The following is a 13,137-nucleotide window of genomic DNA, read 5'->3' on the forward strand; positions in this document are numbered from 1 at the left end:
ATGACCCACGCATCCAAGCCCCTCGTTGCCCCCGCGCACGTCAGTGCCATTGCCCCGTACCAGGCCGGCAAGCCGATTGAAGAACTGGCCCGCGAGTTCGGGCTGGATCCGGCCACCATCGTCAAGCTCGCTTCCAACGAAAACCCGCTTGGCATGCCCAAGTCGGCGCGCGCGGCCATGCTGGCCGCCGCCGAATCGCTGGCGCGCTATCCGGACCCCAACGGTTTCGACCTGAAGGCGGCGCTTGCCGAACGCTATGGCGTGCCGATGAACTGGATCACGCTGGGCAACGGTTCCAACGACATCCTGGAAATCGCCGCGCTCGCGCTGCTGGAACCGGGCACGTCGGCGGTGTACGCGCAGCACTCGTTTGCGGTCTACCGCCTGGCCACGCAAGCGCGCGGCGCGCGCCACATCGTGGTGCCCGCCGTCGACCACGGCCATGACCTGGATGCGATGTTCGAGGCGATCGCCGACGACACGCGGCTGGTGTTCATCGCCAACCCGAACAACCCGACCGGCACCTTCGTGCCGGGCGAGAAGGTCGCCGAATTCCTGGAACGCGTGCAGGCCGCCCATGGCGACCGCGTCACCGTTGTGCTGGACGAGGCCTACAACGAATACCTCGACCCCGATTTGCGCTTTGACAGCACCGCGCTGGTGCGCCGCTATTCGAACCTGATCGTGTCGCGCACGTTCTCCAAAGCCTATGGCCTGGCGGGCCTGCGTGTCGGGTTCTCGGTCGCGCAGCCCGGCCTGACCGATCTGCTGAACCGCGTGCGCCAGCCGTTCAACGTCAACACGCTGGCCCAGGCCGCGGCCATCGCCGCGCTCGGCGATGCGGACTACCTGGAAGAAGCCTACGCCTCCAACAAGGCGGGCAAGGCTCAGCTCTGCGCCGCGTTCGACAAGCTCAACCTGCGTTACGTGCCCAGCTACGGCAACTTCGTGCTGGTCCACGTGGGCGACGCGCCGCGCATCAACCTTGAACTTCTCAAGCGTGGCGTCATCGTGCGTCCGGTGGCCGGCGACGGCCTGCCGGAGTGGCTGCGCGTGTCCATTGGACTGCCCCATGAAAACGCCCGATTCATCGACGCCCTGACCGCCATCCTGACCGCATGAACGACGCGTTACCTTCTTGCGATCAGGGGGCCGCGGGCCCCCTGATTCCTGTGTTGGCAGTAGTTGGCGTCGGCTTGATCGGCGGTTCGTTCGCGGCGGCCTTGCGCCAAGCCGGGCAGGTTGGCAAGGTGCTGGGCGTGGGACGCAATGCGCAGTCGCTGGAACGCGCCGTCGCGCTGGGCCTGATCGACGAGGCCGTGCCAGCGGAAGCCGCGGCCGCCCAGGCGGATCTCATCATGCTGGCCACGCCGGTTGGCGGCCTGACCAACGTGCTGTCGCAGATGCGGCCGCACCTTGCCCCCAATACCATCCTGACCGATGGCGGCAGCACCAAGGCCGAGGTGGTCGACGCCGCGCGCGAGGCGCTGGGCGACCGCATTGGGCAGTTCGTCCCGGGCCATCCCATCGCGGGCGCCGAGCGTACCGGGCCGGAGGCGGCGGACGCCAGCCTGTATCGCGGTCGCACCGTCATCCTCACGCCCGTGCCGGAAAACCAGGCAGCCGCCCTGACGCTGGTGCGCCGGGCCTGGCAGGCCTGCGGCGCGGACGTGATCGACATGGAGGCAGGCGCGCACGACCGTGTGCTCGCGTCGGTCAGCCATCTTCCGCATCTGCTTTCCGCGGTGTATATGGAACAGGTGGCCACGGCCGCCGACGCCCAGACCCGGCTTGACCTGGCGGGCAGCGGCTTTCGCGACTTCACCCGTATCGCCGCCGGATCGCCCGAGATGTGGCGCGACATCTTTCTGTCCAACCGCGACGCGATGCTGGCCGAACTGGCTGCGGTGCGCGGGGTGCTGGACCGTGCCGAGCGCGCTATTGCCGATGGCGACGGCGAGGCTTTGCTGACGTTGCTGGACACGGCGGCGCGTGCGCGCCGCGGCTGGCGCAAGGAGTAGTTCAATGGGCGCTTTGCCTTACCTCGATCTGCCGCGCGTGCGGCGCGCGCAGGGCATGATGGCCTTGCCGGGATCCAAGAGCATTTCCAACCGCGTGCTGCTGCTGTCGGCCATTGCCGAGGGCACGACCGTCATTACCGGCCTGCTGGACTCCGACGATACCCGCGTCATGCTGGCTGCGTTGCGCCAGTTGGGCGTGCAGGTGTCCGACCTGGACGCCGGCCGCGTGACGGTGCAGGGCGTGAGCCGCTTTCCGGTGGAAAGCGCCGACCTTTTCATGGGCAATGCCGGCACCGCGATCCGCCCGCTGACGGCGGCGTTGGCGCTGATGGGCGGCGACTATCGCCTGTCCGGCGTGCCGCGCATGCACGAACGTCCCATCGGCGACCTGGTCGATGCGCTGAACGCGCTGGGCGCGCGCATCGACTACCTGGGGCAGCCGGGCTATCCGCCGCTGCACATCGGCCGCGGCGACATCGCCGAGAACGCCGTGACGCGCGTGCAGGGTTCGGTGTCGAGCCAATTCCTGACCGCATTGCTGCTGGCCGCGCCGCTGCAGGCGGCCCGCAGCGGCAAGCCGGTGACCATCGAGGTCGTGGGCGAGCTGATCTCCAAGCCTTATATCGAAATCACCCTGAACCTGATGGCGCGCTTTGGCGTGCTGGTGCAGCGGGATGGCTGGAGCCGTTTCGTGGTGGAGGCGGGCGCGGCATACCGCAGCCCGGGTGAGATCGCCGTGGAAGGGGACGCATCGACGGCGTCGTATTTCCTGGCGCTGGGCGCCATCGGCGGCGGCCCCGTGCGGGTGACCGGCGTGGGCGCCGACAGCATCCAGGGCGACGTGGGATTCGCGAGCACCCTGGCCGACATGGGCGCCCAGGTCACCTACGGCCCGGGCTGGATCGAAGTCTCGGGTGTGCAGGTCGCCGACGGCGCGCGCCTGAAGGCTTTCGACACCGATTTCAACCTGATTCCCGACGCCGCCATGACGGCCGCTGCGCTGGCCCTGTATGCCGACGGCCCCTGCCGGCTGCGCAACATCGGCAGCTGGCGCGTCAAGGAGACGGACCGCATCCACGCCATGCAGACCGAGCTTGAAAAGCTGGGTGCACGGGTGGAATCCGGCCCCGACTGGCTGCAGGTGACGCCGCCGGCGCAGGACGCCTGGCGCGATGCGCACATCGGCACCTGGGACGACCATCGCATGGCCATGTGCTTCTCGCTGGCGGCGTTTGGCCCGGCGGCGGTCCGCATTCTCGACCCCGGTTGTGTCAGCAAGACGTTCCCGGGTTACTTTGACGTCTACGCCGGCCTGGTGTCGGCCTAGCGCTGCATGGCATCCATGACTTCGACAGCTTCAACTTCCGCCTCACTGGCCCCGGTCATCACGATCGACGGCCCCACCGCCTCCGGCAAGGGCACCGTGGCTCATCGCGTCGCCAAGGCGCTGGGCTGGGCCGTGCTGGACAGCGGCGCGCTGTACCGCCTGACCGCGCTGGCCGCCATCAACCGGGGCGTTGCCGCCGAGGACGAGCCGGCCGTGGCGCGCGTGGCCGAGACGCTGGATGTGCGTTTCGAGGGGCCCCACGTGTACCTCGAGGGCGCCGATGCGGGCCATGACATCCGCCGCGAGGAAGTGGGCAATTTCGCGTCCCGCGTGGCTGCCTTTCCCGGCGTGCGGCAGGCGCTGCTCGAGCGCCAGCGCGCGTTCCGGCTGCCGCCTGGCCTGGTGGCGGACGGCCGTGACATGGGCACCGTCGTGTTCCCGGATGCGTCCCTGAAGGTCTTCCTGGTGGCCGACGTTGTCGCCCGGGCGGAGAGGCGGCGTAAGCAGTTGATCGAAAAGGGAATTTCTGCTAATCTAGACGACCTTTTGCGGGATATGCGCGAGCGTGATGCGCGCGATACCGGGCGCGCCACCGCGCCGCTCGCTCCCGCAGCAGATGCACACGTGCTGGATTCGTCCAACCTGACAATCGCAGAAACGGTGCAGGCAATACTGGATTTCTGGCAGCAAGCCAGCCAGTGATGCGCGACGCAGCACTTAAAGCAGTTTTTTGATTAGGCCCTGCTCAAGCCAGGCGACTCCCCCACGGGCCACCCCGCAAGGGTCAGCCAGCCGGCAGGTATTTTGACTCCACTGTGGCGGGCAATCCGCTGCGGTGTGTTCTTAACGGCCATTTCGGCCCAATGGATTTCAACCCCATGTCTTCCGTTTCCACTACCGCCACCGGCGGCGAAAGCTTCGCCGACCTTTTCGCACAAAGCCTCAAGAGCCAGGACATGAAGTCCGGCGAGGTCATCAGCGCCGAAGTCGTGCGCGTCGACCACAATTTCGTCGTCGTCAACGCCGGCCTGAAGTCCGAAGCGCTGATCCCCCTGGAAGAGTTCCTGAACGACCAGGGCGAGCTCGAAGTGCAACCCGGCGATTTCGTCTCGGTGGCCATCGATTCCCTGGAAAACGGCTACGGCGACACCATCCTGTCGCGTGACCGCGCCAAGCGCCTGTCGGCCTGGCTGCAACTGGAAAAGGCCCTGGAGAACGGCGAACTGGTTACCGGCACCATCACCGGCAAGGTGAAGGGCGGTCTGACCGTCATGACCAACGGCATCCGCGCGTTCCTGCCGGGTTCGCTGGTGGATCTGCGTCCGGTCAAGGACACCACCCCGTACGAAGGCAAGACCCTCGAATTCAAGGTCATCAAGCTCGACCGCAAGCGCAACAACGTTGTGCTGTCGCGTCGCCAGGTGCTGGAAGCCAGCATGGGCGAAGAGCGTCAAAAGCTGCTCGAAACCCTGCACGAAGGTGCCGTGGTCAAGGGCGTGGTCAAGAACATCACCGACTACGGCGCGTTCGTCGACCTGGGCGGCATCGATGGCCTGCTGCACATCACCGACATGGCCTGGCGCCGTGTGCGTCACCCCTCCGAAGTCCTGCAAGTGGGTCAGGAAGTCGAAGCCAAGGTCCTCAAGTTCGACCAGGAAAAGAGCCGCGTCTCCCTGGGCGTCAAGCAGCTTGGCGAAGATCCGTGGGTGGGCCTGGCTCGCCGCTACCCGCAAGGCACCCGCCTGTTCGGCAAGGTCACGAACCTGACCGACTACGGCGCGTTCGTTGAAGTCGAAGCCGGCATCGAAGGCCTGGTCCACGTGTCCGAAATGGACTGGACCAACAAGAACGTCGACCCGCGCAAGGTTGTGACCCTGGGCGAAGAAGTCGAAGTCATGGTCCTGGAAATCGACGAAGACCGTCGCCGCATTTCGCTGGGCATGAAGCAGTGCCGCCAGAACCCGTGGGAAGAGTTCGCCACGAACTTCAAGCGTGGCGACAAGGTCCGTGGCGCCATCAAGTCGATCACCGACTTCGGCGTGTTCGTCGGCCTGCCCGGCGGCATCGACGGCCTGGTTCACCTGTCCGACCTGTCGTGGACGGAAGCTGGCGAAGAAGCCGTGCGCAACTTCAAGAAGGGCGACGAAATCGAAGCCGTGGTTCTGGGCATCGACACCGACAAGGAACGCATCTCGCTGGGCATCAAGCAGCTGGAAGGCGACCCCTTCAACAACTTCGTCGCCACGTTTGACAAGGGCGCCGTGGTTCCGGGCACCATCAAGTCGGTCGAAGCCAAGGGCGCCGTGGTTACGCTGTCCGTGGACGTCGAAGGCTACCTGCGCGCTTCCGAGATCTCCTCGGGCCGCGTCGAAGATGCCACCACCGTGCTGTCCGCCGGCGAGAACATCGAAGCCATGATCGTCAACATCGACCGCAAGACGCGTTCGATCCAGCTGTCGATCAAGGCCCGCGACAACGCCGAAACCGCCGACACGATCCAGCGCATGTCCGACGCCAGCGCTTCGTCCGGCACCACCAACCTCGGCGCGCTGCTGAAGGCCAAGCTGGACCAACAGCGCAACGACGGTTAATTCGTGACCAAGTCGGAGCTGATCGCCGCCTTGGCGGCCCGCTATCCTCAGCTGGCCGCCCGCGACACCGATTACGCGGTCAAGACCGTACTTGATGCAATGACCCAGGCGCTTGCCTCGGGTCAGCGCATCGAGATCCGCGGTTTTGGCAGTTTTTCGTTGTCGCAGCGGTCTCCCCGCATCGGTCGCAATCCCAAATCCGGCGAGCAGGTGCTGGTGCCTGGCAAACAGGTGCCGCACTTCAAGGCAGGCAAGGAATTGCGCGAACGGGTGGACCTGGTCGGCGGCAATGACGAGGACGCTCAATCCTCCGGATCGAGCGAGTCGATGCCGTCTTCCATGGCAGGTTTGCACGCCATGCATTGACGCGTCGGCCAGGCAGAGCTGCCTTCGGGCAGATCGGACCGCGAACGAAGCCCCTTGAGAAATCAAGGGGCTTTGTTTTTGTGGCGCCCGTTCACGCGTTCGTCCCACCTTGGCATTCGCTGTCCGGGCTCCGCATTGGGGCTTTTTTTTCTCTCGCCGTGAAGACGTCGCTTACAATTGACGGTCTCGAATCATCTGGAGCATGCGCCATGCGCTATCTCGTCTGGGCCCTGCGATTGCTCGTCTTTGTGGCGGTGTTGATGTTCGCCTTGAAGAACACCGACCCCGTCGCCGTGAAGTTCTACGCCGACTACGTCATCCAGGACGTCCCGCTGATCGTCGTCATGCTGGTCGTATTCGTGCTTGGCGCGGTGTTCGGGCTGCTGCTGACCGTTCCCGCAGCGCTGCGCCGCCGCCGCGAGGCCATCCGCCTGCGCCGCGAACTGGATCGCATCCAGGCCGCCGCCAACGGCACCACGCCTGTCGTGCCCCCCGAAGCCGTCGCTCCCATGTCGCCGCTGTGACATCGCGCCTGCTTTTTTGCACCGAATTACCGCATGAGTCCGAATAGTGGATTTTGAACCTTGGTGGTTGATTTTCGTCCCGGTGCTGTTCGCGCTGGGCTGGCTGGCCGCGCGTTTCGATATCCGGCAGATGCTGCGGGAAACGCGCAGCCTGCCTGACTCCTATTTCCGCGGGCTCAACTTCCTGCTCAACGAAGAGCCGGACCGCGCCATCGACGCGTTCGTCGAGGTCGCCAAGCTGGACCCGGAAACCACGGAGCTGCACTTTGCCCTGGGCAGCCTGTTTCGCCGCCGCGGAGAAATGGAGCGCGCCATCCGCGTGCATCAAAGCCTGCTGAACCGTTCCGACCTGCCGCAGGCCGAGCGCGAACACGCACAGCACGAACTGGCGCAGGACTTCCTGAAGGCCGGGATGCTGGACCGGGCCGAAAGCGGTTTCGAGCAGCTTAAGGACACGCGTTATGCGTTGCCCGCGCTGCGCTCGCTGATCCGCATCTATGAATCCGAACACGATTGGCCGCGTGCGATCGAGGCCGTCAAGACCTTGCAGGGCCTGGTCGACGAGCCCGTCCCGCAAATCGTGCACTACTACTGCGAGCAGGCGCAGACCGCGCTGGCGGCCAAGCCCGCCGACGTCGAAAGCGCGCACAAGGCGCTGGATGCCGCAGACCACGCGCTGACCACCACCGAGGCCGCCTCGAGCAAGGGCGCCAAGGTGCGCACCGCCATGCTGCGCGCGCGCCTGGCGCTGATCGAGCAGGATCCCAAGCGCGAAAGGCTGTACCTGGAATCGGTCATGACCGACGCGTCCGAGTACGCCGGGCTGGTGGCCGAGCAGTTGCTGGCGAACTATCGCAACGCCAACCAGGCCGCTGCGGGCCTGGACTTCCTGCAAAAGCAGTACGGCCGTCATGCGTCCCTGGATCTGTTCAACGTGGTGTTCCGGGAACTGCGCGTGCAGCAGGGCGCGGCGACGGCTTGGGCCTTCGCGCGCGGCGCGCTGCGCAGCCATCCTTCGCTGCTCGGCCTGGATCGCCTCCTGGAGGCCGAACTGGCCAACGGCGACAGCGATGGCGACCACGGCCCGGTGCCGGGCGCGGACCTGACCCTGCTGCGCAGCCTGATCCACAAACACACGCAACGGCTCGATCGCTACGCATGCCGCAATTGCGGTTTTCAAGCGCGTCGCTTCTACTGGCAATGTCCCGGCTGCAACGCCTGGGAAACCTATGCGCCGCGCCGTCTGGAAGAACTTGAATGAACTCTTTTCCCGCCGAAGCCATTTCGCGTAGCCGCGTGCTCGTGGTTGGCGACGTCATGCTGGACCGCTACTGGTTCGGCGAAGTGGAGCGCATCTCCCCCGAAGCGCCGGTGCCGGTCGTGCGGGTCGCCCGCCGCGAAGATCGTCTGGGCGGCGCCGCCAACGTGGCGCGCAACGTGGCCGCGCTGGGCGGCCATGTCACGCTGGTCGGCGTGCTGGGTCAGGACGAGGCCGGCGACAGCGTCCGGCGCCTGTCCACCGAAGCCGGCATCCAGGGCGACCTGATCGCCGACAACGAACTGCACACCACCCTGAAGATGCGCGTCCTGGGCCGCCAGCAGCAACTCTTGCGCGTGGATTTCGAACAGCATCCCTCGCAGGCGTCGCTGGACGCCGTGGACGCGGCCCTGGCGCGCCACCTGGCCAACCACGACATCGTGGTGCTGTCGGATTACGCCAAAGGCGTGCTGACCCGCGTGGAGTCGCTGATTGCGCTGGCGCGCAGCGCAGGCATCCCGGTGCTGGTGGATCCCAAGGGCGATGACTACTCGCGCTATCGCGGCGCGACCCTGGTCACGCCCAACCGCTCGGAAATGCAGCAGGCGGTCGGCCGCTGGAATTCCGAGGCCGAATTGACCGATCGCGCGCAGCGCCTGCGCGCGGATCTGGACCTTGAAGCCCTGCTTGTGACGCGGTCCGAGCAGGGCATGACTTTGTTTTCCGATGCGGGACGCGATCACACCGATGCGCAGGCGCACGAAGTGTTCGACGTGTCGGGCGCGGGCGACACCGTGCTTGCGACGCTGGCGGTCACGCGCGCCATCGGGCTGCCCTGGGCCGAAGCCATGGGCTGGGCCAACAAGGCCGGCGGCATCGCCGTGGGCAAGCTGGGCACGTCCGTCGTCACCGCCGCGGAATTGGCAGGAGAATCCTCATGATCGTCGTTACCGGAGCCGCGGGCTTCATTGGCAGCAACCTGGTTCGCGGGCTCAACCGCCGCGGCATCGAAGACATCATTGCCGTCGATGACCTGTCCGAAGGCGACAAGTTCGTCAATCTCGTCGATTGCAAGATCGCCGACTACATGGACAAGGACGACTTCCGCCGCCGCGTCGCCGACGGCAGCCTGCCCGATATCCGCGCGGTGCTGCACCAGGGCGCGTGCTCGGACACCACCGAGCGCAACGGCCGCTACATGATGGACAACAACTACCGCGTCACGCTGGAGCTCTTCGAGTTCTGCCAGACGCGCCGCGTGCCGTTCCTGTATGCGTCCTCCGCGGCCGTGTACGGCGGGTCGACGACCTACGTCGAGCATCCCGACAACGAAGGCCCGCTGAACGTCTACGGCTATTCCAAGCTGCTGTTCGACCAGGTGCTGCGCAAGCGCATGGACAGCCTGACGGCGCAAGTCGTCGGCCTGCGGTATTTCAACGTGTATGGCCCGCACGAGCAGCACAAGGGCCGCATGGCCTCGGTGGCCTTTCACAACATGAACCAATTCCTGGAACACGGGCACGTGCGCCTCTTCGCGGGTTGGGACGGTTACGTGGATGGCGGCCAGAGCCGCGATTTCATCTCGGTCGAAGACGTGGTCGCGGTGAACCTTCACTTCCTGGATCATCCCGAACAATCCGGCATCTTCAACTGCGGCACCGGCAAGGCGCAGCCGTTTAATGACGTGGCGGCCGCGGTGGTCAACACGCTGCGCGCCGAGCGTGGCGAGGCCGAGCTGACGCTGGCGCAGCTGGCCGAACTGGACCTGATCCGCTACATCCCGTTCCCGGACGACCTCAAGGGCCGCTACCAAAGCTACACGCAGGCCGATGTCACGCAGCTTCGCGCCGCCGGCTTCACGGCACCCATGCGCGATGTGCAGACGGGTGTGGCCGAATACGTGCGCTACTGGCGCGCCCGCAAGTAATCCTTCCGGCAGCCGATCCGACAAGGCCACCGCCATGCGGTGGCTTTTTTTCGCCTGCGTGGTTGCCGGGCTGGATGAATTGATTCACTCGCCGGGCGCGGCGCGGGGCGGCGCCCGATGATGGGAACAAGGCGTGGCAACCGCTGCGCTCCGACCCGTCAGGAGAACCCATGAATCCCTTAGTCCATTCCACCGTTGCCCGCCATCTGCCGCTCGCGCCGTGGCGCCGCGCGCGTCCGGCCGCCATGCCCGCCTGCCCGCGCACGGGCCAGCGTGTGCTGCGGCAGGCGCTTGGCGCCTTGCTGCTGTCCGCCGGCCTTGGCGTGGCCGCGCCGCCCGCCCAGGCCGTGGATATCAACCAGGCAACGGCGGCCCAGCTTGAAGGCCTGCGGGGCATCGGCCCGCGCACCGCCGACATCATCGTGCGCGAACGCGAGCGCGGTGGCCGTTTCGAATCGCTGGACGACCTGACCGAGCGTGTGCGGGGCATCGGACAGAAAAAGGCGCAGGCGCTTCAAGCGGCGGGCCTGACGATCGGCGCGGCGGGCGCCGCACCGAAGTCTGCGGCGGCAACCGCGCCCGCAGCCCGCGCCGCAGCAGGCAAGGCGGCTGCGGCAAAGCCGGCCGGGGCGTCCACGGCGGGCGGCGCGCCGGTCCCGGCCCGCGCCAAGCCCTGAGCCCGGCGATCTGGCGATCAGCCGATCAGCCGATCAGCCGATCCGGCGATCCGGCGATCCCAAGGTCCAGCGATCCAGCGATCCGGCGATCCGACGATCCGACTATCCGACGATCCGGCATCCCCGCATCCCCGCATCCCGGCGATGCGGGGAGCCCCTGGCGTGTGCGCGGCTTTTGGGGCCGCGCGGCGCCGGGCGGAGTTATGATCGACCGCATGACTACTACCTACCCCACCATCGAGCAGACCGTCGGCAACACGCCCCTGGTGCGCCTGCAGCGCATTCCCGGGGCGGCGGGCGACGCGCGCGGCAATGTCATCCTGGCCAAGCTGGAAGGCAACAACCCGGCGGGATCCGTGAAGGATCGCCCGGCCTTGTCGATGATCCAGCGCGCGGAAGAGCGCGGCGACATCAAGCCGGGCGACACGCTCATCGAAGCCACCAGCGGCAATACCGGCATTGCGCTGGCCATGGCCGCCGCCATGAAGGGCTACCGCATGATCCTGATCATGCCGGACAACCTGTCCGTCGAGCGGCGTGCCGCCATGGCGGCGTATGGCGCTGAGCTCATCCTGACGCCGGCCGACAAGGGCGGCATGGAATACGCCCGCGACCTGGCCACCGAGATGCAGGCCGATGGCCGGGGGCTGGTGCTGGACCAGTTCGCCAATCCCGACAATCCGCGCGCGCACATTGAAACCACGGGCCCGGAACTCTGGAACCAGACGGAAGGACGCATCACGCACTTCGTCAGCGCCATGGGCACCACGGGCACGATCATGGGCGTGTCCACGTACCTCAAGTCGCGCAACCCCGCCGTGCAGGTGGTGGGTGCGCAGCCGGCCGAAGGATCGCAGATCCCGGGCATCCGCAAATGGCCCGAGGCCTATATGCCCAAGATCTTCGACCGCAGCCGTGTGGACGCCTACGAGTCCATCCAGCAGTCCGAAGCCGAAGTGATGGCGCGGCGGCTGGCCGCCGAGGAAGGCATTTTCGGCGGGATCTCGTCGGCCGGCGCCCTGGTCGCGGCCCTGCGGGTTGCCGAGCGCGTCAACGATGCGACCATCGTGTTCATCGTGTGCGACCGCGGCGACCGCTATCTGTCCACGGGCGTCTTCAACTGACCTGCTGGCTGGCCCGCGCGGGATTGCGTGGCGTGCCGCCCAGGACGAGGCGGCAATCCCTTGAATGAAAAAACGCCCCGGCGGTTGAATCCGCCGGGGCGTTTGTCCATCCGCGCGGCAGCAGTCACCGCGCGGGAAAAATCGGCGCGCGCGCGATCATCGCGTCACCCGGGCCTCGATCTCGGTGGCCAGGTCGGCCACGGACGTGGCGTAGAAGTAGCTGCGGTTGTACTTGGTGAGCGCAAAGAAGTTGGGCGTCCCCACGCGATACTGCGCCGTGCCGCGCATTTCCTCGACCAGATCCACCACGCCCAGCGGCTGGCTGACCCAGCCATCGCTGGATGCGCCGGGCTGCAGGCGCGAGCCGGCCGCCGTCAGCGTGGTCCAGCTTTGCTTGGGCTCCAGGCCGCCGTCCACCAAGGCGGTCGGGTCGGCGGGCAGCACCACGGGCGCGAACACCGGCACGCCGCGCTGCCAGCCGTGCTGCGCCAGGAAACTGCCCACGGACATGATGGCGTCCTGGGTGTTGTTGGTCAGGTCGATATGGCCGTTGCCGTCGCCGTCCACGGCGTAATGCATCACGCTGGTCGGCATGAATTGCGGCATGCCGATCGCGCCGGCGTAAGACCCCTTGGTTTCCAGTTCCAGCTTGTCGTTCATGACGAGCGTCAGGAAGTCGGCCAGCTGGGTGCGGAACATCGTGGCGCGCTCGGGCTTGGCCGGGTCCGGGTAGTCGAAGGCCAGCGTGGCCAGCGCGTCCAGCACGCGGAAATTGCCCATGTTGCGGCCATACAGCGTTTCGACGCCGATGATGGAGGCGATGATCGGGGCCGGCACGCCGAAGCGTTGCGCCGCCTGATTCAGCAGGTCGCGGTTTTCGTTGTAGAACTCGACGCCCCAGGCAATGCGCTTGGGTTCGACGAAGCGCGAGCGATAGGTCAGCCAGCTGCGCCAGACCTTCTTGCCGGGTGGGGAGGGCGCGATGAGCCGCGCCACCGTGGCGTTGTAACGTGAGCTTTCCAGCGCCTGGACCATCGGCGCCAGCGGCAGCTGACGCTCGGCGGCCAGGTTTTCGACGAAGGTGCGGACGTCGGGCCGCAAGGCGCCGGATGGCGTCAGCGTGGCGGGCGCGTCGTCCGCGAGTTCGGGGCCGAGCGTCGGCGTGCTGGGCCCGATGCGGATGGCGGGCGTCCCTGAAGCCTGAGCGGTCTGGGAAGCGGAAGGAGTGGAGGTTGCTGCGGTGGGAGTGGTGGTGGAGCACCCCGCCAGCAGAGCGGAAAGCGCGCCGAGTTGCAGTATTCGCCGACAGATGAACATAATCT

At 66.7% G+C, this 13,137-nt stretch carries 13 protein-coding genes; 12 read left to right on the forward strand and 1 reads right to left on the reverse strand.

Translation table 11 applies throughout. From position 1 onward, the window contains the following. The 12 genes from hisC to cysM all read left to right on the forward strand — a co-directional run bounded on the left by hisC (position 1) and on the right by cysM (position 11,815). Complete coding sequence (gene hisC, locus ASD87_RS13470; protein ID WP_056322242.1) at positions 1-1,122, forward strand: histidinol-phosphate transaminase; 1,122 nt, start codon at positions 1-3, stop codon at positions 1,120-1,122. Beyond that, positions 1,119-2,021 carry a prephenate dehydrogenase/arogenate dehydrogenase family protein gene (locus ASD87_RS13475; RefSeq protein WP_056322245.1) on the forward strand — a complete coding sequence of 301 codons (903 nt, stop codon included), beginning with the start codon at positions 1,119-1,121 and terminating at the stop codon, positions 2,019-2,021. Before hisC ends, ASD87_RS13475 begins: the two co-directional genes overlap by 4 nt. 4 nt (positions 2,022-2,025) lie before the next feature. Then, positions 2,026-3,348, forward strand: coding sequence for a 3-phosphoshikimate 1-carboxyvinyltransferase (aroA, locus tag ASD87_RS13480; RefSeq protein WP_056322247.1), 1,323 nt, complete (start codon positions 2,026-2,028; stop codon positions 3,346-3,348). A gap of 15 nt (positions 3,349-3,363) precedes the next feature. Beyond that, complete coding sequence (cmk, locus tag ASD87_RS13485; protein WP_056322250.1) at positions 3,364-4,050, forward strand: (d)CMP kinase; 687 nt, start codon at positions 3,364-3,366, stop codon at positions 4,048-4,050. Positions 4,051-4,226: 176 nt separating this feature from the next. Further along, positions 4,227-5,939 (forward strand): 30S ribosomal protein S1, encoded by a 1,713-nt coding sequence (gene rpsA, locus ASD87_RS13490; RefSeq protein WP_056322251.1) that lies wholly within the window; start codon positions 4,227-4,229, stop codon positions 5,937-5,939. A 3-nt stretch (positions 5,940-5,942) separates the two neighbouring features. Then, positions 5,943-6,305: an integration host factor subunit beta gene (locus ASD87_RS13495; protein WP_056322254.1), complete on the forward strand. Its 363-nt coding sequence runs from the start codon at positions 5,943-5,945 to the stop codon at positions 6,303-6,305. 209 nt (positions 6,306-6,514) lie between these two features. Further along, on the forward strand, positions 6,515-6,829 hold the full coding sequence (locus ASD87_RS13500; protein ID WP_056322258.1) for a lipopolysaccharide assembly LapA domain-containing protein: 315 nt from the start codon (positions 6,515-6,517) through the stop codon (positions 6,827-6,829). Between the two features lie 46 nt (positions 6,830-6,875). Further along, entirely contained in the window at positions 6,876-8,090 is a 1,215-nt protein-coding gene (gene lapB / locus ASD87_RS13505; protein WP_056322260.1) for a lipopolysaccharide assembly protein LapB, read from the forward strand. Continuing rightward, positions 8,087-9,028: a D-glycero-beta-D-manno-heptose-7-phosphate kinase gene (rfaE1, locus tag ASD87_RS13510; protein WP_056322264.1), complete on the forward strand. Its 942-nt coding sequence runs from the start codon at positions 8,087-8,089 to the stop codon at positions 9,026-9,028. The genes lapB and rfaE1 overlap by 4 nt, the downstream gene beginning before the upstream one ends. Continuing rightward, the gene (rfaD, locus tag ASD87_RS13515) at positions 9,025-10,014 is read left to right on the forward strand and encodes an ADP-glyceromanno-heptose 6-epimerase (RefSeq protein WP_056322266.1); all 990 of its coding nucleotides are present in this window, start codon (positions 9,025-9,027) and stop codon (positions 10,012-10,014) included. The genes rfaE1 and rfaD overlap by 4 nt, the downstream gene beginning before the upstream one ends. A 170-nt stretch (positions 10,015-10,184) precedes the next feature. Further along, complete coding sequence (locus tag ASD87_RS13520) at positions 10,185-10,691, forward strand: helix-hairpin-helix domain-containing protein (RefSeq protein ID WP_056322268.1); 507 nt, start codon at positions 10,185-10,187, stop codon at positions 10,689-10,691. Between the two features lie 215 nt (positions 10,692-10,906). Further along, the gene (gene cysM / locus ASD87_RS13525) at positions 10,907-11,815 is read left to right on the forward strand and encodes a cysteine synthase CysM (RefSeq protein ID WP_056322744.1); all 909 of its coding nucleotides are present in this window, start codon (positions 10,907-10,909) and stop codon (positions 11,813-11,815) included. A 156-nt stretch (positions 11,816-11,971) separates the two neighbouring features. On the opposite strand, the gene mltB is transcribed toward cysM, so the two are convergent. Beyond that, complete coding sequence (gene mltB / locus ASD87_RS13530) at positions 11,972-13,132, reverse strand: lytic murein transglycosylase B (protein WP_056322271.1); 1,161 nt, start codon at positions 13,130-13,132, stop codon at positions 11,972-11,974. Between the last annotated feature and the right edge of the window lie 5 nt (positions 13,133-13,137).

Source organism: Achromobacter sp. Root170 (assembly GCF_001428165.1).
GTDB lineage: Bacteria > Pseudomonadota > Gammaproteobacteria > Burkholderiales > Burkholderiaceae_B > Achromobacter > Achromobacter mucicolens.

Coding starts and splice junctions, on each gene's coding strand:
- hisC (WP_056322242.1), top strand. CDS start 1: ATGACCCACGCATCCAAGCCCCTCGTTGCCCCCGCGCACGTCAGTGCC.
- ASD87_RS13475 (WP_056322245.1), top strand. CDS start 1,119: ATGAACGACGCGTTACCTTCTTGCGATCAGGGGGCCGCGGGCCCCCTG.
- aroA (WP_056322247.1), top strand. CDS start 2,026: ATGGGCGCTTTGCCTTACCTCGATCTGCCGCGCGTGCGGCGCGCGCAG.
- cmk (WP_056322250.1), top strand. CDS start 3,364: ATGACTTCGACAGCTTCAACTTCCGCCTCACTGGCCCCGGTCATCACG.
- rpsA (WP_056322251.1), top strand. CDS start 4,227: ATGTCTTCCGTTTCCACTACCGCCACCGGCGGCGAAAGCTTCGCCGAC.
- ASD87_RS13500 (WP_056322258.1), top strand. CDS start 6,515: ATGCGCTATCTCGTCTGGGCCCTGCGATTGCTCGTCTTTGTGGCGGTG.
- rfaE1 (WP_056322264.1), top strand. CDS start 8,087: ATGAACTCTTTTCCCGCCGAAGCCATTTCGCGTAGCCGCGTGCTCGTG.
- rfaD (WP_056322266.1), top strand. CDS start 9,025: ATGATCGTCGTTACCGGAGCCGCGGGCTTCATTGGCAGCAACCTGGTT.
- ASD87_RS13520 (WP_056322268.1), top strand. CDS start 10,185: ATGAATCCCTTAGTCCATTCCACCGTTGCCCGCCATCTGCCGCTCGCG.
- cysM (WP_056322744.1), top strand. CDS start 10,907: ATGACTACTACCTACCCCACCATCGAGCAGACCGTCGGCAACACGCCC.
- mltB (WP_056322271.1), bottom strand. CDS start 13,132: ATGTTCATCTGTCGGCGAATACTGCAACTCGGCGCGCTTTCCGCTCTG.